The sequence below is a fragment of the Chitinophaga japonensis genome (assembly GCF_007830125.1).
In the GTDB taxonomy this organism is placed as follows: domain Bacteria; phylum Bacteroidota; class Bacteroidia; order Chitinophagales; family Chitinophagaceae; genus Chitinophaga; species Chitinophaga japonensis.
Map to the genome: position 1 here is coordinate 1828748 of NZ_VLLG01000003.1, position 16611 is coordinate 1845358.

20 protein-coding genes are annotated in these 16611 nt (G+C 55.0%); 7 read left to right on the forward strand and 13 right to left on the reverse strand.

All coding sequences use genetic code 11. The features are described from left to right. The first annotated feature begins 58 nt into the window (after positions 1–58). Entirely contained in the window at positions 59–1216 is a 1158-nt protein-coding gene (locus LX66_RS16450) for an Sb-PDE family phosphodiesterase (RefSeq protein WP_145715378.1), read from the forward strand. A gap of 2 nt (positions 1217–1218) precedes the next feature. On the opposite strand, the gene LX66_RS16455 is transcribed toward LX66_RS16450, so the two are convergent. The 12 genes from LX66_RS16455 to LX66_RS16505 all read right to left on the reverse strand — a co-directional run bounded on the left by LX66_RS16455 (position 1219) and on the right by LX66_RS16505 (position 12268). Further along, positions 1219–2361: an NAD(P)/FAD-dependent oxidoreductase gene (locus LX66_RS16455; protein ID WP_145715380.1), complete on the reverse strand. Its 1143-nt coding sequence runs from the start codon at positions 2359–2361 to the stop codon at positions 1219–1221. After that, positions 2351–3052, reverse strand: a complete 702-nt coding sequence (locus LX66_RS16460; RefSeq protein WP_145715382.1) for a methyltransferase domain-containing protein — start codon at positions 3050–3052, stop codon at positions 2351–2353. The genes LX66_RS16455 and LX66_RS16460 overlap by 11 nt, the downstream gene beginning before the upstream one ends. After that, positions 3049–4137, reverse strand: coding sequence for a type III polyketide synthase (locus LX66_RS16465; RefSeq protein ID WP_145715384.1), 1089 nt, complete (start codon positions 4135–4137; stop codon positions 3049–3051). Before LX66_RS16465 ends, LX66_RS16460 begins: the two co-directional genes overlap by 4 nt. Continuing rightward, positions 4130–4999: a UbiA family prenyltransferase gene (locus LX66_RS16470; protein ID WP_244620427.1), complete on the reverse strand. Its 870-nt coding sequence runs from the start codon at positions 4997–4999 to the stop codon at positions 4130–4132. Before LX66_RS16470 ends, LX66_RS16465 begins: the two co-directional genes overlap by 8 nt. A 42-nt stretch (positions 5000–5041) precedes the next feature. After that, positions 5042–6001, reverse strand: coding sequence for a hypothetical protein (locus LX66_RS16475; RefSeq protein ID WP_145715386.1), 960 nt, complete (start codon positions 5999–6001; stop codon positions 5042–5044). 57 nt (positions 6002–6058) lie between these two features. Then, positions 6059–6637 (reverse strand): D-sedoheptulose-7-phosphate isomerase, encoded by a 579-nt coding sequence (locus tag LX66_RS16480; RefSeq protein WP_145715388.1) that lies wholly within the window; start codon positions 6635–6637, stop codon positions 6059–6061. A 42-nt stretch (positions 6638–6679) separates the two neighbouring features. After that, positions 6680–7813 carry a glycosyltransferase gene (locus LX66_RS16485; protein ID WP_145715390.1) on the reverse strand — a complete coding sequence of 378 codons (1134 nt, stop codon included), beginning with the start codon at positions 7811–7813 and terminating at the stop codon, positions 6680–6682. A gap of 128 nt (positions 7814–7941) precedes the next feature. After that, entirely contained in the window at positions 7942–8898 is a 957-nt protein-coding gene (locus LX66_RS16490) for a glycosyltransferase family 2 protein (RefSeq protein ID WP_244620428.1), read from the reverse strand. Positions 8899–9001: 103 nt separating this feature from the next. Then, a complete protein-coding gene (locus tag LX66_RS16495; protein WP_145715391.1) occupies positions 9002–9496 on the reverse strand; it encodes a DUF4199 domain-containing protein in 495 nt (164 codons plus the stop codon). Positions 9497–9515: 19 nt separating this feature from the next. After that, positions 9516–10778 carry a dihydroorotase gene (locus LX66_RS16500; protein WP_145715393.1) on the reverse strand — a complete coding sequence of 421 codons (1263 nt, stop codon included), beginning with the start codon at positions 10776–10778 and terminating at the stop codon, positions 9516–9518. Positions 10779–11025: 247 nt separating this feature from the next. Beyond that, entirely contained in the window at positions 11026–11187 is a 162-nt protein-coding gene (locus tag LX66_RS28170) for a hypothetical protein (RefSeq protein WP_158642655.1), read from the reverse strand. 97 nt (positions 11188–11284) lie between these two features. Then, the gene (locus tag LX66_RS16505) at positions 11285–12268 is read right to left on the reverse strand and encodes a lipase family protein (protein WP_145715395.1); all 984 of its coding nucleotides are present in this window, start codon (positions 12266–12268) and stop codon (positions 11285–11287) included. A 146-nt stretch (positions 12269–12414) separates the two neighbouring features. Between LX66_RS16505 and LX66_RS16510 the strand changes: the two genes are divergently transcribed. From LX66_RS16510 to LX66_RS16520, 3 genes are all read left to right on the forward strand, one after another. After that, positions 12415–13005, forward strand: a complete 591-nt coding sequence (locus tag LX66_RS16510) for a TetR/AcrR family transcriptional regulator (protein WP_145715397.1) — start codon at positions 12415–12417, stop codon at positions 13003–13005. Positions 13006–13076: 71 nt separating this feature from the next. Further along, positions 13077–13526 carry a hypothetical protein gene (locus LX66_RS16515; protein WP_145715399.1) on the forward strand — a complete coding sequence of 150 codons (450 nt, stop codon included), beginning with the start codon at positions 13077–13079 and terminating at the stop codon, positions 13524–13526. 9 nt (positions 13527–13535) lie between these two features. Beyond that, positions 13536–13859 (forward strand): DUF3817 domain-containing protein, encoded by a 324-nt coding sequence (locus LX66_RS16520; RefSeq protein WP_145715401.1) that lies wholly within the window; start codon positions 13536–13538, stop codon positions 13857–13859. A 15-nt stretch (positions 13860–13874) separates the two neighbouring features. Here the strand turns inward: LX66_RS16520 and LX66_RS16525 are convergent, their stop codons facing one another. After that, a complete protein-coding gene (locus LX66_RS16525) occupies positions 13875–14627 on the reverse strand; it encodes an SDR family NAD(P)-dependent oxidoreductase (protein WP_145715403.1) in 753 nt (250 codons plus the stop codon). 97 nt (positions 14628–14724) lie between these two features. Between LX66_RS16525 and LX66_RS16530 the strand changes: the two genes are divergently transcribed. From LX66_RS16530 to LX66_RS16540, 3 genes are read left to right on the forward strand one after another with little or no spacing between them, the layout of a single operon-like run. Continuing rightward, positions 14725–15093, forward strand: a complete 369-nt coding sequence (locus LX66_RS16530) for a winged helix-turn-helix transcriptional regulator (protein ID WP_145715405.1) — start codon at positions 14725–14727, stop codon at positions 15091–15093. 19 nt (positions 15094–15112) lie between these two features. After that, the gene (locus LX66_RS16535; protein WP_145715407.1) at positions 15113–15613 is read left to right on the forward strand and encodes a GNAT family N-acetyltransferase; all 501 of its coding nucleotides are present in this window, start codon (positions 15113–15115) and stop codon (positions 15611–15613) included. Positions 15614–15659: 46 nt separating this feature from the next. Beyond that, on the forward strand, positions 15660–16562 hold the full coding sequence (locus tag LX66_RS16540; protein WP_145715410.1) for a hypothetical protein: 903 nt from the start codon (positions 15660–15662) through the stop codon (positions 16560–16562). Positions 16563–16611 lie beyond the last annotated feature (49 nt).

Genomic DNA, 16611 nt, shown 5'->3' on the forward strand with positions numbered 1-16611 from the left:
AACCGGACACATGTTTCCGATTTTGGAATTTGGGTTTTGGAATTTTTAAACCAGGTACATGAAACTACTCGCCACACTCTGCCTGCTCAGCACTGCGTTGCTGTGCCGCGCGCAACAGCAGCCGGGTAAAACCATCTTCCCCGGCATTCCCGGCTATCATACGCTGAAATGCGATTTCCATATGCACACCGTTTTTTCCGACGGGCATGTATGGCCGTCCTTCCGTGTATACGAGGCCGTGCGCGACGGGCTGGACGCTATCGCCATCACCCCGCATATCGATTACGAGGGGCAGCCGGATGATCTTGAAAAGAACTATAACCGCCCTTATGAAATAGCGCAGGAAGCCGCTAAAAAGAGCGGCCTGATCGTGATCCGGGGTGTGGAAATATCGCCCAGGATGCCGCCCCACCACTGCAATGCTATTTTTGTACAGGACGCCAATGCTATCCCTGCACGTTATATGAAACGCACCAAAAAGGCGTTCGTGATGAAGGACAGCGTAAGCCGGGAGGATATCATGGCCTCCTTTGAAGCCGTGAAAAAACAGGGGGCCTTCATCTTCCACAACCATCCGCAGTTCAACTGGTGGGATGAAAAGCGCTTCGGGCATGAGCGCTTTAACGATGCGCACCAGGCGCTGCTGGCAAAGGACATGCTGCAGGGTATTGAAGTGGTGAACTCCACCAGGTACATGCCCTATGCGCATGCGCTGGCCCTGCAATACAACCTGGCCATGCTGGCCAATTCCGATGAGCACCGGGATATCAGCAATACCTACCGCGACAGCCACCGGCCCATGACGCTGGTATTTGCCGGGGAGCATAGCGCCGCCGGTATCCGGGAGGCGCTGGACGCACGCCGCACCGCCGTGTACTTCCGGGATTACCTGGCCGGCCGCCCGGCGGAGATGGAAGCGCTGCTGAAAGCATGCGTGACCGTTACCACGAAGCATGGCAAGGACAAAGATGCGCCGGCGCTGGTAGTGCTGCTGGACAACCGGAGCGGTTTTCCCTTTTCCCTGCGCCTTCGCGCGCCTTACCTGTTCGTAAACCTGCCTTTGGGCCGCGTAACGCTGCCGCCGCATACCGTTACGGAGGTCAGGCTGCAGACGGCCTGGGAATACCCGGAAAAGATAAAGTTGCAGGCAGGGGTGGAAAACGTGCTGGTAGCGCCGGACCAGGAGCTGGAAACGGAATGGGAAGTAGGATGGTAGTGTTAGAACGGCTTTCCATGTGTAGCCCTTATAATGCCTTTTGCTACAAGAGGCAGGTAGCGCATCAGCCCTACCAGCATATCCGCGCGGCTTTCCCTGCCCAGGAAGCGCTGCAGGGTTCTGCCCATCATCATCCGGCTATGAAAATGCTGCTGCCAGTTACGCTGGTAATATTGCTCCATTTCCTGCCGGGTGATCTGCTGCCGCAGCAGGGCATGGATCTGCTCAAAGGCCAGTTTGGCCGCATGCAGTGCCATGCTCATGCCATTGCCGCACAGCGGCGTGATCATGCCGGCGGCATCGCCTACCATGAGCACATGGTTTTCCACGGCGGATTTTTTGGCAAAGCTGATCTGTGAAATAGCCAGCGGCTGCTCGTACAGGAAATCGGCTTCCGTGAATATCTTTTCCAGGTGGGGATTGCGGTACAGCACTTCCCGCTCCATTTCCGGGATGCTGTTATGATGCTGTTGCAGGTTGGCCGCAGTGGTGAGGTAGCACAGGCAGCATTTGCCGTCCTCGATGCGGGAAATGCCACAGTAGCCGTTCCCGAAGTTGTGCAGCGCGATGAGGTGCTCCGGCTGCGGGTAGCGGATATGGTACTTGATGCCGATGTAGTTATTGAGCTTTCCCGCCTGCTGCTGCGTAAAAGTCCGCTTCCATTTTACATCCAGGTTGCTGCGCTTGCCAAAAGCGCCGGCCGCTATAAAGGCAGTGGCGCGCAGGCCCTGGTCTGCCTGGATGATAAACCGGTTCTGCCGGAACTGTATATCCTGCACCCTGGTTTGGGTAAAAACGTGTACACCTTTCCGCAGCGCGATCTCGTACAGCGCATGATCAATAAGATAACGGCTGATGCCGAAACCACCCAGCGGCAGCTTCGTAGTGTAGGCTTTACCGTGCACGCCGGACAGGTGCAGCTCCCCGATGGCCGGCAGTTGCCATTGCTGCAGGTCCAGGCCCAGCCGCTCCAGGAAACCCCGGCTTTCCAGGCTGATATATTCCCCGCATACCCGGTGAAAGGGGTACTGCTCCCGTTCAAACAGGGCTACCTGGTGCCCAGCTTCCGCGCACTGGATCGCCAGGCTAAGGCCCGCCAGGCCGCCTCCCACAATGGCGATATCGTACCGGTGCTCAATTCTCATGGCGCTGGAAAGTAATGAGGTGACGGAATGCCCATTGCCAGCGTACCCGGTAATGGCGGACTCCGGCCTGCTGCAGCAAGGCGGTCCATTCCTGCCGGGTAAAGCCCCTGGCCACGCTTAGCGGCGCATCGTTCTTTACCAGGTAGGAACGGGAGAACGCTGCCGTCAGCAGCCGGATGGAATGATAGGCCAGCGGATGGCGGTGCAGGTCGTTGATAAAGCAGCCCAGCCGGCAGTTGGCCTGCATCCACTGCAGTTGCGTTACCAGCGCATCGTCTGTAAAGTGATGGCAGAACAGGCTGGAGAAAATAATATCCGGTTTGTCGGTGAATGTTACCTCCCGGTAATCGCTCACGATCCAGTGGGCGCAGGCCTGCAGGGCCGCGTTTTGCGCGGCGTACTGTATGCAGGAAGGCTTGATGTCAATGCCGGTAAAGGTAACGGCTATATGATGCTGCCGGCACCATTGCAGCAGGGCCGCCAGGTTGTCGCCGCCCCCGCAGCCGATCTCGCAGATGTGGACCTGGCGGCGGTCTCCCAGCAGTTGCCGTAGCCCGCGGATGCTGATGCGGTGGCCTCCCAGCCAGCGGTTGATGATGTCCAGTTCCCGCAGGTTCTGCCGGATGGCGGCAAAGGGAATATTGTCCGCATCCAGCAATTCGGGCTGATATGAACGTTGGGCCAGGTTCATTTCACGGTAGCTATAAATGTTTCCATGGTGAGTCCCGGGCCAAAGGCCACCCCGAAGATGCGTGCGGGCAGCGGGCCTTCGTGCACCCGGTCCATCATTTCCTTCAGTACAAATAAAATGGTGGGAGAAGACATGTTGCCGTACTGCTGCAGCACCTGCCGCGCGTATTGCAAAGCATTCCCGTCGAGCTGCAGCTTTTGTGCGATAGTGTCCAGTATTTTGCGGCCGCCGGGGTGCACGCACCAGTAGCTGATCTCCTCCTGGCGGATATTGCTTTTCTGCAGCGCTTCCTGTACCAGTCCGCTGATATCCTCTTCTATCAGGTTGGGCACATAGCCGCTCAGCGTCATTAAAAAGCCTTTGCTGCTGATGCCCCAGGCCATGTCCTGCTTGCCTTTGAAGGTTACGTTGGCGCAGAACCCGTCCACCGTTACGGTAGGCCGGTCGCTTTCAAAATTGCCCATCAGCACCGCGGCGCTGCCGTCTGCAAACAGGAGGGCGGCCGCCGCATTGTCCGGCGTGTAGTGCTGCTGGAAATGCAGGGTGCACAGCTCCGTAGATACGATCAGTACCCGTGCCTCCGCATCGGTATCGCAGATCATTTTACCCAGCTTCAGCGCATGTACGGCCCCGTAGCAGCCCATGAAATTAACGGAGGTGCGGAAGATGCCCGGCGATAGCTGCAGGGCCTCTATGATCTCCAGGTCCAGGCCCGGCGCGCTCATGCCGGTACAGCTTACGGTGATGAGGTGGGTGATGTCCGTTGCTGGCAGCAGGCCCTCCAGGCAGTTTTCAATGGCCTGCAGGGACAGCGGCAGGGCTTCCCTTTTGTACACGGCCATGCGATCGTCAATGGACAGGGCGCCGTGGCCGTTGGCCGACAGGAAGGACCATTGCTCCGGCGGCAGGCTGAAGTCCGCCAGCACGGAGTAACGCGTCTGTATGCCGCTGTGGTGATAAAGAAAGGAGAGTTTCCTGCTGTCGGTTGCATCCAGTTGATGTGCCTGCTGCATAAAGTGCAGTATGTCCTGCTGTTGATGGCAGTAAGCAGGCACCGCCGTTCCTATGGAAATAATTTCAGCCAATCTGATGTATAATTAAGAGTACAATAAAAGCCAGGTTGGTGCTGGTGCCAGCTATCACATTCATTTGCATGGTGCGCTTAAAGTCCGCGGCAGACCCGTCTTTCCATACCTGCAGGAACCAGCGTATAAAAAAGAAGATCACGGGGATGAAAAAGAGCTGCAGCAGCACAAAGTCCCACAGTTGTTGTTGCTGTTGATAATAAACAAACAGCAGGCCAAAGGCGGCCAGGTACATGGCGGCGCAATAGATAAAAGTGCCCCGTTTGCCCAGCAGCATGCTGATGGTGGTCACGCCGTCCGCCGCATCGGCTGCGTGCTGGTACACCTGCGTAATAGGGTAAAAGCCGCCTATCAGGAAGGCCGCGGCAATAGCGGGCAGCCAGGGCGCCGGCAGGGATGCGCCGGCGGCAGCAGCGCCGTAATAGACCATGCAGAACACCAGGGTGCCCTGGTTCAGCACCACGGTAACGTAACCCCAGATGGGAAACCGTTTCAGCCGGATGTACCGGTTACTGTAGGCGCGGGAGCAGATGATATAGAACAGCAGGGCCAGCGCAAACCAGCCGGATACCAGGAAGGCCAGCAGGAAGGCGGCAGCGTCCATCCACACGGTTACATAGAATAGCTGCCGGGTGGGCTGCATGGGCTTTGCCACGCCGCCTATGCTGCCCTCGTCCCGGTCCATGTAGCTGTTGTAACCGTTGCTGGAAGGGTAGAGCAGCCCGTGCAGCAGTACAAAGATCAATATGGCCCTGGCCGGATGGATAGGCCCTGGTACACAACTGAGGGCAAACCAGTATACCGGCATCAGGAAGTAGGAAAAAGGAAAACGTAATAGCTGTATTGTAGATGGATGTAGCATGCAATTGCGCTCCCGGCAACCGAATATAGGAAAAAAACGGCACTACCTGTTCTTGCGCTTCCGTCCGGCTTTCTCCGCTTCCATCTCTTCCGCAGTCTGCGGATGCATCAGGTCCTTTTTGCGCTGGTCCAGCGGGTGCTGTACGGGAAACTTGCCCCGTTCCAGCGCGTCGTGAAACACTTTTTCAATATGCACCCACTTGCCGGCTTTCCATTTGAATCCTTCATAGTCCAGGTCGGGCACATACGTATACGGTTTTCCGGGCTCATTGGTTGCCGATATCAGGTGATCATATACGATCATGTCCATTTCGGGGTTGTAACTGAGGCTGATGGTGGCTTCTTTCTTGTATTCCACGATGAAGCGGTTGCGCACCGGCTTGGGCACGGTATCTTCCGCAAAGCTGAAGTAGGGGCCGCCGAACACGGGCTGCCCGTCTTTGAAGGTGAGCATGTCCAGCAGCTTCTTGGTGCTGCGCAGGTTATTGGCGTCGTAGCCAAACAGCGTATAGTATTCCCTGTTAAAATAATGCCGCTGCAGGATCTTGTAGTAGAGGCAGCCGTACCAGGCCTTGTTGCCGGCAACCGTATCCGCGTTACCGTAGTCGGAATTGTCGAACAGGGGAAACAGCTTCAGCTCCCCGTTCTTCGTATTCATCTGTATGGCGCCGTAATGGTGGTAAAAGCCGTTGTCCATTTCCAGGCCCCAGGAAAAAATGCGGAAAGTGCTGTCCTCCGGGTACTGTATGCTCACGGAGCGGATGGAGTCAAAAGGGAAGTCAAAGGAATATTTTGTTTTCAGGGCCTGCACCAGTTTGGGAATAAAGCGGTCGCTGCTTTGGCGGCGGGCGTCCTCCGTTCTACCGTTCAGGATATTGTAGGCCAGGTATTGCAGGGAGTCCTGTTGCTGTTGCAGCACAGCCAGGCTGGCGGAGTCCAGGCGCTGGGCCTGCACCGCTGCGCCGGCCAGCAGCCCCAGGAGCAGGAGTAAGGTTCTTGTCATTGCTTCTTATTACGTTCTGCCTGTAAAATTATTGTATAGCACGGTAATAATGTGCTGTCAGAACAGGCTGCTCTCCACTATTTCGCAGATAATATGTCCCACGGTGATATGCGACTCCTGTATACGGGGCGTGTCTGCAGAAGGGATGTTGAGCAGGTAATCGCAATATGCTCTCATTTTGCCCCCGCTTTTGCCGGTCATGCCGATCACGATCATGCCCTGTTCCCTGGCGGCTTTGGCGGCTTCCAGTATGTTGGGGGAATTGCCGGAGGTGGAAATGGCCACCAGCACGTCTCCCGGCTGCCCGATGCCCCGCAGCATGCGGGCGTATATTTCGTCATACCCGTAATCATTGCCCACGGCGGTCAGGTAGGAGGTGTTGCAGTGCAGCGCTTCCGCGTACAGCGCTGGCCGGTCTTTGTAGAACCTGCCGGAAAACTCGGCCGCCAGGTGCTGGGCGTCGGCAGCGCTGCCACCGTTGCCGCAGAACAGTATTTTTTTATGATCCTGCAGGCTGTGTATCATGGCGATGGCCGCCATGTGAATGGTATCCAGCAATACCGCATCCTCCATAATGGCCTGTTTAACGGCAATGCTTTCGCGGATGGCTTCCGTAATGATCGTTGTTTGCACCATAACAGGGGGTACATCATGAAACGTACCACGTTTGCCGCACTCCTATCCGCCGGCCAGACTATGTATTTCTTTCGCCAGCCTGTGCCAGGAATATTGCTGTTTTTCCACACGCAGGGCTGCGGTCATGTCCGCTTCGCGGTTGTCCAGGAAGTAGCGTTCCACGGCGGCGGCAATGGCTGCCGGCTCCGGTGCGCAGCGGAAGCCCACCTTACCGTCCGGTATGGTTTCCGCCAGCCCGCCTACATCGGTCACTACCATGGGCCTTTCAAAATGGTAAGCAATCTGTGAGATACCGCTCTGGGTAGCGCTTTTATAGGGCTGCACTACCAGGTCGGCGGCACAGAAATAATATTTTACCGCTTCATTGGGAATGAAGTCCGTGTGCAGCAGCACCCGGTCGCCCAGTTGCAGTTGCTGCAGCAACTGGTGATAGGGAGCGGCGTCTTCGTAGAACTCGCCGGCCACCACGAGGTGGATGTCCAGCCTGCGCAGGCGCTCGTCTGCCATGGCCTGCAGCAGCAGGTCCAGTCCTTTATAGGGGCGGATGAACCCGAAAAAGAGGAGGTACCGCTTTTGCGGGTCCAGTTGCAGGTAGGCCCTGGCTTCCTGTCTGGGCAGGATGGGGCCGTAGCTGTCATAAATGGGGTGGGGGATGATGGATGCCGGCTTGTGCGGCTCAAAGGCCCGCAGGTCGTTCAGCACGGAGCGGGTCATGGCGATGAAGGCATCTACCGGTTTCAGGAAGTAGCGGGTAAAGGCCTTGTCGCCGAAACGTTGTTCGTGCGGCACCACGTTGTCCAGCAGCCCGATCACCTTGAAGCGGGCGCCGCCTCTTTTGGCTACGCGCAATATGGTGCCCAGGCAGGGCCCCATAAAGGGCAGCCAGTATCTTACGATCACAATGTCCGGGTTGAAACGGCGCACCTGGCGGCCAATGCGCCACCAGTTGAGCGGGTTCACGGAATTGATGAGGCGGCGTATGCGCAGGTGGGCCGGCGGCGGGTCCGTGGCGTACTGGCTTTTACCGGGAAAGAGGAAGCCGGGGTACTGTACCGTAAAGGTCCAGATATCCACTTCATCCGCCAGTTGCAGCTCGGTGGCCAGGCGCTCATTATAAGCGGCCAGCCCACCCCGGAAAGGGTAGGCTGTGCCGAGGATCAATATTTTTTTAGGCATCAGTAGAAAAGGTAAAATTCCAAATCCCAAAATCCAAATCCCAAAATCCAAAATACAGGTAGGCCTTCAATAATACTGAACTGTTATTGGTATTTAGGTGTTTGCCTGCATTTTGGAATTTGGAATTTTCAAATCGTTTCTTCTATCAGGTAAGTGTTCCGTTCCGGTGCGTTGCGGGCTACCAGCTCGCCGATAAAGCCCGTGAGGAAGAGCTGGGAACCGATGATCATGAACAGGATGGCCAGGTAAAAGATGGGGCGGTCCGTCATGTTGTAGCGGTCAAAGAATATCTTGGCAAAGGCCAGGTAAAAAGCAATGCCAAAGCCTGCCAGGAAGAAGAGGGTGCCCAGGGCGCCGAAGAGGTGCATGGGCCTTTTCCCGAACTTGCCGATGAACATGATGGAGGCCAGGTCCAGGAAGCCGTTGATGAAGCGCTCCAGCCCGAACTTGGTAACCCCGTATTTGCGGGCGCGGTGCTCCACCACTTTTTCGCCGATGTTGCGGAAGCCGGCCCATTTGGCGATCACGGGAATGTAACGGTGCATTTCCCCGTATACTTCAATGGACTTCACCACTTTTTTGCGGTAGGCTTTCAGGCCGCAGTTCATATCGTGCAGCTTTACCCCGCTCATTTTGGTGGTGGTCCAGTTATACAGTTTGCTGGGCAGGTTTTTGGTAAACGTGTTGTCGTAGCGTTTTTTCTTCCAGCCGCTCACCAGGTCATACCCGTCTTCCATGATCATTCGGTACAGCTCCGGTATTTCATCCGGGCTGTCCTGCAGGTCGGCGTCCATGGTGATCACCACGTTGCCCCGGGCGGAGCGGAAGCCTTCATTCAGTGCTGCAGACTTGCCGTAATTGCGGCGGAAGCGGATGGCCCTGATACGGTCATCATCGGCCGCCAGCCGCTGTATCACTTCCCAGGAGCTGTCCGTGCTGCCGTCGTCCACCATCCACACCTCGTAGGTGAAGCGATGGGCCTCCATCACCTTTGCTATCCAGGCAACCAGCTCGGGCAAAGATTCCTCTTCGTTCTTTAAGGGAATAATAACGGATATGTCAATAACGGATATGTCTACACTCATAATAAATTAATAATTAACAATTAATAATTAATAATGCCCGTAGCATTTATGTTTCGTTGAAAGGCTGCGTCACGATTATTAATTATTAATTATTCATTGTTAATTATTTAACCGTCGGGTTCTTCTTGGCCACGGCAGCTCCTATCAGGGAGGCAATGGCGCCAAAGAACAGGGTGCCGAAGATGCCGCCGGCTAACATAAACACCATGAACATTTTGTCGGTCATGGCGATGGCATTCTCTATCACCTCGTCAGACTGCCCCTGCTTTTCCATGTCCAGCCGTACCTGTTCCAGCGCTTTTTCCTTGATCTCCGGGAAAATAAGGACGAAAAGCACGCCAAACAGCACGGTGATCAGCGCTATAATGGCGGTGGTTTTGAACCCGCTCGCAAAAACGTTGCCAAAGGTCACGTTCCCGTCATTGGCTTTAGCGTACTGGATGCAGGTAAAGATAACGCCGGCGAACATGATCAGGATGTTGACCCATTGCGTCCATTTGGCCGTATTAAGGTTCATAACGTAGTACAGTACAGAAAGCAGCACCAGTATTGCGCTGAGGATCAGGCCATACTGGAGATGGATTTTGTTTTTAGTCATAGCAAAGGTTTTATAAGGATTAAGAAAACAGTACCTGGTTTTTGCTGATGATCCCTTTCACTTTTCCCTTTAACGAGGTATCAATATACGCTGAATTTTTAGACCGGGAGGCAATATCTGCCACCGTAAACGTCCATTCCGTATCCGGGTCAAATATGGTGAGGTTGGCTACAGCGCCTTCCTGCAATATGGGGGCGGGCAGGTGGAACACCTGGCGCGGTTGTACGGTGAGCATGCGGATGAGCTGTTCCAGCGGGAGTTGGGGAACATGTCTACGGATAGCCCCAAAACAGGTTTCCAGGCCTGTCATCCCGTATTTGGCATATTCAAATTCCGTTTGCTTGGCGTCCCAGTCCTGGGGCTGGTGGTGGGTGGCAAAGCAATCTATGGTGCCGTTCAGCACGGCTTCCCGTAGCGCGGCCACATCTTCGGCGGTACGCAGGGGCGGGTTTACTTTCAGGAAGGTATTGTACTTCACCAGGTCCGCATCCGTAAAGGAAAGGTGATAGGGCGTAACGGAGCAGGTTACCTGTATGCCGGCCGCTTTGGCCCGGGCTATCAGCTCCACGGATCTGGCGGTGCTGATGCCGGTAAAATGTATGCGGGAGCCGGTGTACTGCGCCAGCTCCAGGTCGCGCTGTATGATCAGCTCTTCGGCCAGGGCCGGTTTGCCGGGCATGCCCAGTTGCGTGGAAAAGATGCCTTCGTGCATCAGGCCATGCGCGGAAATGCTCAGGTCGTCCGGGAGCTGTATGATGGTGCCGTCAAAAGCTTTTACGTATTGTAGGGCCTTGAGCAGCAGGCCGGGAGACTGCACCGGTTTAAACCCGTCTGAAAAGGCCACTGCGCCGGCTTCCTGCATCTCGTACATTTCTGAAAGGGAGCTGCCTTCCAGGTTCTTGGTCACCGCACCAATGGGCAGCACCTGTACGGCATGGTGGGCCGTCTGGCTCAGCACATAGGTGATCTGGGGCTTGGTATGCAGGGCGGGCTGGGTATTGGGCACGATCATGACCGTGGTAAAGCCGCCCCTGGCAGCAGCATCTGCCCCGCTTTGCAGGTCTTCCTTGTATTCCTGTCCGGGATCGCAGAAATGCGCAAATACATCCATCCACCCCGGGGACACGTGCAGGTTGTTCCCGCTAATTTCCCGGGCGCCGGCGGCGCTAATAGCCGGGGCTACCTGCCGGATCACGCCGTTTTCTACTAAAATATCCTGTTGCTGCCCGTGCAGGGGAGAGGTAGGTGCGACAATCTTTACGTTTTTAAGTAATATGTGCATGCTATACTAATAATACCTGTCTCTGAGAATAGTGCTTGTTCAAAAGTCCGGCAGCAAATGTAATATAAAAGTGGTAATTATCGGGCACCGGGGCACCAGGACCTCACCAGGCGTTTACCGGGGATTTACCGGCATTTACAGGGAGAAAGCATAGGGAAAGCATAAAGAAGGGATGAAAGAAAGCCGCACAAACGGCTGGTTCGTGCGGCTTTCATATGGGTGAAGACCATCCGGGTATATGATCGTCTTACAGCAGGCAACCCGGCTGGCCCGGTTTGCTGATGGGAGGCGGACATTTAAAGCCGAAAGTGGGGGCGTCTTCCCATTTCTTTACGCCAAGGCTGTTATTGCTCAGCGTGGAAATTTTGATCTTGTTCAGGCGGAGCTTCTTTGCGCTTTGTTTTTTCATACAATACGGTTTGAGGGTGGATAATTGAGATACCTTCCTGCTGAAGGTACGTAGAAATCCAGGCGCCGGAAATCCCGGGAAACAGGGATTTCGCTGCCTATGCCAGTTGTGTGGCCGGCGTCACCCCCAGGAAGCCCGCGTAATTGCTCACCGCATGCTGGGCGCCTGCCTGCCCGAACCAGTCTGCCGCGGTATTGTCCAGGTACTGGTCATTCAGGCTGGCGGTAAACTCGGTGTAGTGATTGGACTGCTGCTGGTAATGATAGAAGAGGAACACCCCGGCCAGCAGGAAGAAAGCCTCCCGCAGGCTGACGGTCTTCCCCTTGTAGGTGACCGTGATCTCCGAAGCGGCCGGCTGGGGCACGTACAGGAAACCGGTCAGGAAAATGGTATCCGAAACGGGGAAATTGGGCACAATATCATTCGTATTCTGGTAATGCCATGCGGCAGGCAGCTTGGCGTCCAGGTCCGAGGCAAAATCGCCGTTGCCGGGCGCCGGCGCGGCAAAGGTGAAGAGGGATACATTGCTGGTGGAATAGCCGTCCTTTGTAAGGGTGCTTACGAAATAGGAGGTAAATACATTCGCAATGTTACCCCCCAGGCTATGCCCGGTAATGATCACCTGCTTACCCGGTTTTACGGCATTGTCCAGCAGGAAATCCGTAAGGGACACGGAGGAGCCCAGCGTGTCCAGCATACCCAGCACGTTGTTAAAGGCGGTATTGGCGCCGTTGCTGATCAGGGGATTGGCGGTTGTGGCATAGGGCCAGCTTACCTGGGTGATCACGTCCAGGTCTTCCAGTATCCAGTTGGCAAACGCGTCCCAGTTGCTGAAAACATCCTGCGGGGGCAGGGAGCCGCGGATAGCCAGCGCATAGGTTTCTTCCGCCGCGTCGGTGGCCACAAAGGCATAGTTGCCATCGGAGGATTGCAGGCCGTTCCATACAATTTTCCAGCCCGGCAGGTAAGTGCCGATATCATTTACCGGGTCGGAAGAGTAGGTGACAAAACAAAGCAGTACTGCATTCTGCGCACCCGGGGGCGGATTGCCGTTACCAGGGGTGGTGGAAAGAGGTGTCATGATGTTGGATTTTAAAATTGAGAAATGAGGGAATAAAAAAGGGTATCATACGTAATTTCAGGGCATGTTGTTGCGAGGCTAAGGTATCAAGTTTCCCTCAACTTTCATTACTTTGTAAAAAAATACCCGGTAGTATCTTTTTAATTATGAAAAAAGCGGAGGCCACCCGGCTGGATATTTTACGAAAGGCTTTTGAGCTGATCTATGTGAAGGGTTACCAGAACACGAGCATTGACGATATCCTTGCCCGCACCCAGGTTACCAAGGGCGCTTTCTATTACCATTTTAAGAACAAGGACGAAATGGGCATCGCCATTATCAACGAGCTGCTCAAACCATCCCTGGCCAATGCATTCATTGAGCCGTTCCGGGAAGCGCAGGACCCCGTGGAGGCTATTTACCGGATGATGCACCACCTGCTGATGGAGAACGCTTTCATGAAGGTGGAGCACGGCTGCCCGGCTTCCAACCTTACACAGGAAATGGCGCCCTGGCATGCGGGGTTCAGCGAGGTGCTGGGCGAGCTGACCGGGCAATGGGAAAAGGTGATGATCAAATGTATTGAGCAGGGAAAAAAAGCGGGCCATATCCGTGCGGGTGTAAACGCCCGGCAGGTGACCCTGTTTGTAATGTCCGGCTACTGGGGCATCCGGAATTTCGGCAAGCTGGAGAACAGCAAATCGGTGTACCGTACCTACCTGAAGGAGCTGCGGGCTTACCTGCTTTCACTGCGATAAAAATTTTTCGCATAAAACATACCGATTAGTATGTTTTTGTATACTTTTGCATCGTCCAATTAAAATGAACGATGTATGCTGCGCTGATCTTTTTACACTCATTATTCAGGTGGCTGGTGGTTATCAGCCTGGCATACGCCATCTTCCGTGCATGCCGGGGTTATATTTCCGCGCGGCCATTCACCAGAACAGATAATGCGGTCCGCCACTGGACGGCCACTATTGCGCATGTGCAGCTCATGATCGGCATGACGCTGTATACGCAAAGCCCGGTTGTGCAATATTACTGGAAGCACGCGGGCGCCGGCTCCGAGATGCGCTTCTATGGCTTAATACACATTTTCATCATGCTTACCGCTATTGCATTGCTGACCGTTGGCTCGGCGCTGGCCAAAAGGAAGCCTACGGACCGGGAGCGGTTCAGAACCATGTTCACCTGGTTCCTGCTTGCCTTTATCCTGATCTTTATAGCCATTCCCTGGCCTTTTTCACCTTTGTCTCACCGACCTTATTTCAGATAATTGATAGTTATGAAACGTTTATTGCAGTCAAAAGTCGGCAGGTTACGGATCATCGGTTTGCTGGAAGGCATCTCCCTGCTGGTGCTGGTATTCATTGCCGTTCCGTTGAAGCACCTCCAGGGCGATCCTGCGCTGGTTAGAATGATAGGCCCGTTGCATGGCGCCCTGTTCCTGCTGTTTGTCTTCAATGCGCTGGGCGTGGGCGTAGAGCAGCAGTGGAAGTTCAGGACCACCACCTGGAAGGTGCTGCTGGCCTGCGTAATACCTTTCGGCACCTTTTACATTGACCGGAAGATACTGAGCCGGATCGATACGGCGGATAGCCAGTCGTAAGATAACCGCGAGCGGTCAGAAAGGGTAGTGGCGCATGCCGCCGTCCACCACCGCCACGGCGCCTGTAATATAGCGGGCTCGGGGCGATACCAGGAATACCGCCATGTTGGCGATGTCCTGCGGCTCCCCGAAATCGCCCAGGGGGATCTCCCGTTCGGCAAATTTCCGGCGTTCTTCACCGGGAAAAAAGGGCCGGATGTTCTCCGTGTCTATGAGGCCCGGCTGCAGGCTGTTTACGCGGATGCCGTACTGTCCCAACTGCCCCGCAAGCTGTTTGGACCATACCATCACGGCTGCTTTGGCCACGGCGGAGGCATTCACGGAGCGCAGCTCGTAAGTGCTGCCGATGTTCAGGATAACGCCCTGCCTACGTTCCATGAAGTGGGGCAGCAACTGCTGCGTGAGCTGGCGGTGACGGTCAAAATCCAGTGTCATGGAGTCTTGCCATGCCGCTTCCGGGCCTGCTACATCCAGCGGGCGGCTGCGTCCGGCGTTGTTAATGAGTATGTCTACATGGCCCAGGCCGGACAGCGCGGCTGCCGCAATTTGCTGCGGACCCTCCGGCGCTGTAAAATCCTGGATGAGCGTTAGCGGCGCTACGCCGCCTGCCGCTGTTATTTCCGCTTTGAGACTGTTCAGCAATGCTTCGTTCCTGGCCGTAGCCAGCACCTGTACGCCTTCCATAGCCAGCTCTTTTACGATGGCGCGTCCCATTCCCTGGCTGGCGCCGCTTACCACGGCAGTTTTTCCTTTTAGATACAGATCCATAATGCTTCTTATTGTTTATGATTTGCAAAAGTAGCCGGGCGCATCTAAATTTGGTGGCTATACAACCAATTGTATGGTACATACAAACATGTAAGTAATGGCTGCCAGGAAGAAAAATTCTACGTATACCCGTAATGAGCAGTGTATCATTGACTGCGATCTGACCTACGCGGTGCACAAGATCGGGGGCAGGTGGAAGCTGCTGATACTGGACAAGCTGGAGGGCGGAAAACGCCGTTTCGGCGAGCTGAAGCGGGAATTCTCCTACATTACGGAGCGCATGCTCACCCTGCAATTGCGGGCGCTGGAGCAGGACGGCCTGGTAAAGCGGACCGTGTATGCGGAAGTGCCTCCCCGGGTGGAATACGAGCTGACTGAAATGGCCCGTGAGCTGGGGCCTATTTTAAAACAGCTCAGCCAATGGGGCGGCAAACAGCGCCGGCTGGCGAAGAACGAAATGAAGTAGTCAACTTAATACAAGCGGCTTGAAAATCTTTGAAACCACCCACCTGCTGGTCAGGCAATTTACGGCTGCCGATGCGGACAGTTTTTTTCTTATCAACGGTAATGAGCAGGTAATGCGTTATATACGCCCGGCAAAATCCCGGGAAGACAGCGACGCCTTCCTGGAGGAGAACATCCGGTTATATGCCGCCAACCCGGGCGCCGGCCGCTGGGCGGTAGCGGAAAAGAGCAACGGCCAGGTCATCGGCATGTTCTCCCTGCTGCCCGTGCAGGGCGGCGCCGGCAAGCTGCATATCGGGTATGCTTTATTGCCAGCTTACTGGGGAAAGGGCTATGCTACTACCTTACTGGAAGCCGGCTGCGCTCATTTCTTTGGCAGCCACCCCCGTACAACGCTATACGCCATTACGCGGCAGGAAAATGTTGCATCGGAAAAAGTATTGCTGAAATGCGGGTTCCGGTTTTCGGAGCTGTTTGCGGAGCATGAGCGTCTTTGGAAGAAGGAGCCTGTTTTTTATTAAATATTAGCTATATTACAACCAGTAATGAAGCCCGATCCCTCATTCCATGTCATACCTGTCCAAAAATACCGATGCTGAACGTGCCTATTTCCCCGCTGCGGTATACCAGCGCAGCGCTTCAGGCATATCCAGGCCTGCAGTGGTGCAGCGTTTCGGTATCGAGGATTTTGATACCTACCAGGAGGCCAAGGACGCCAACATTTACAGCAAGGCCCTGCTGGATACCCAGAAGGACGACCGTATTGAGGAGCATTTCCAGAAGAAATTTGATTCCGATCAGCAGCGGGCGATCTACAAAGTCAACAAGAAACATTATGGCCAGGGCAGCATTGTTTCCGATGGTGACGGCGCTACCCTGCTGGTGAAGCAGAACACGGACCTGGTGCCGCACATAGACCACCGTTTTCCCAAATCGAGAGGCGGCTCCAACAGCTATATCAATGCGGCGGTGCTGCCCGCCAAAGGGAACATTAAAAAGAGCAATAAGCTGGAACTGAGCGCGGAGCCCGCCTCCGCCCTGGAACCATATAAATTTTTAGCGTTTTCATCTGCATTTGGCCCCGGCAAGGTAGGCGCCTTCCGCGATTTCACCGCGGAGCAGCGTGCCGAAATACTTTCCGCAAACCAGATGCATTACGACAAGGGATCGCCGGTGAGCGACGTGGACGGTAAAACAAAACTGGCCAGGTTCGATACCTCCCGCATCCCGCATATCGACCATATTACCGCCAAGGGGGAAGGCGGCACTAATTTCTATTTCAATGCGGCGGTACTGCCCGCCAGCGACAACATGAAAAAAAGCGGCAGAAAGGGGAGGGAATTCGATATCAATCATGCCATAGGCAAGTTAACCCTGGAGCGGTACTACAAGAAAAAAGAGGAGGGCACGCTTCCTCCCGGCGGTGTGATAGAGGATGACAGAAGCGCCAGCGGCAGCGATTCCGATTAAAATGCCATCTATATATTTTTAAAACACGCATACAGGTCCACGTGAAGGA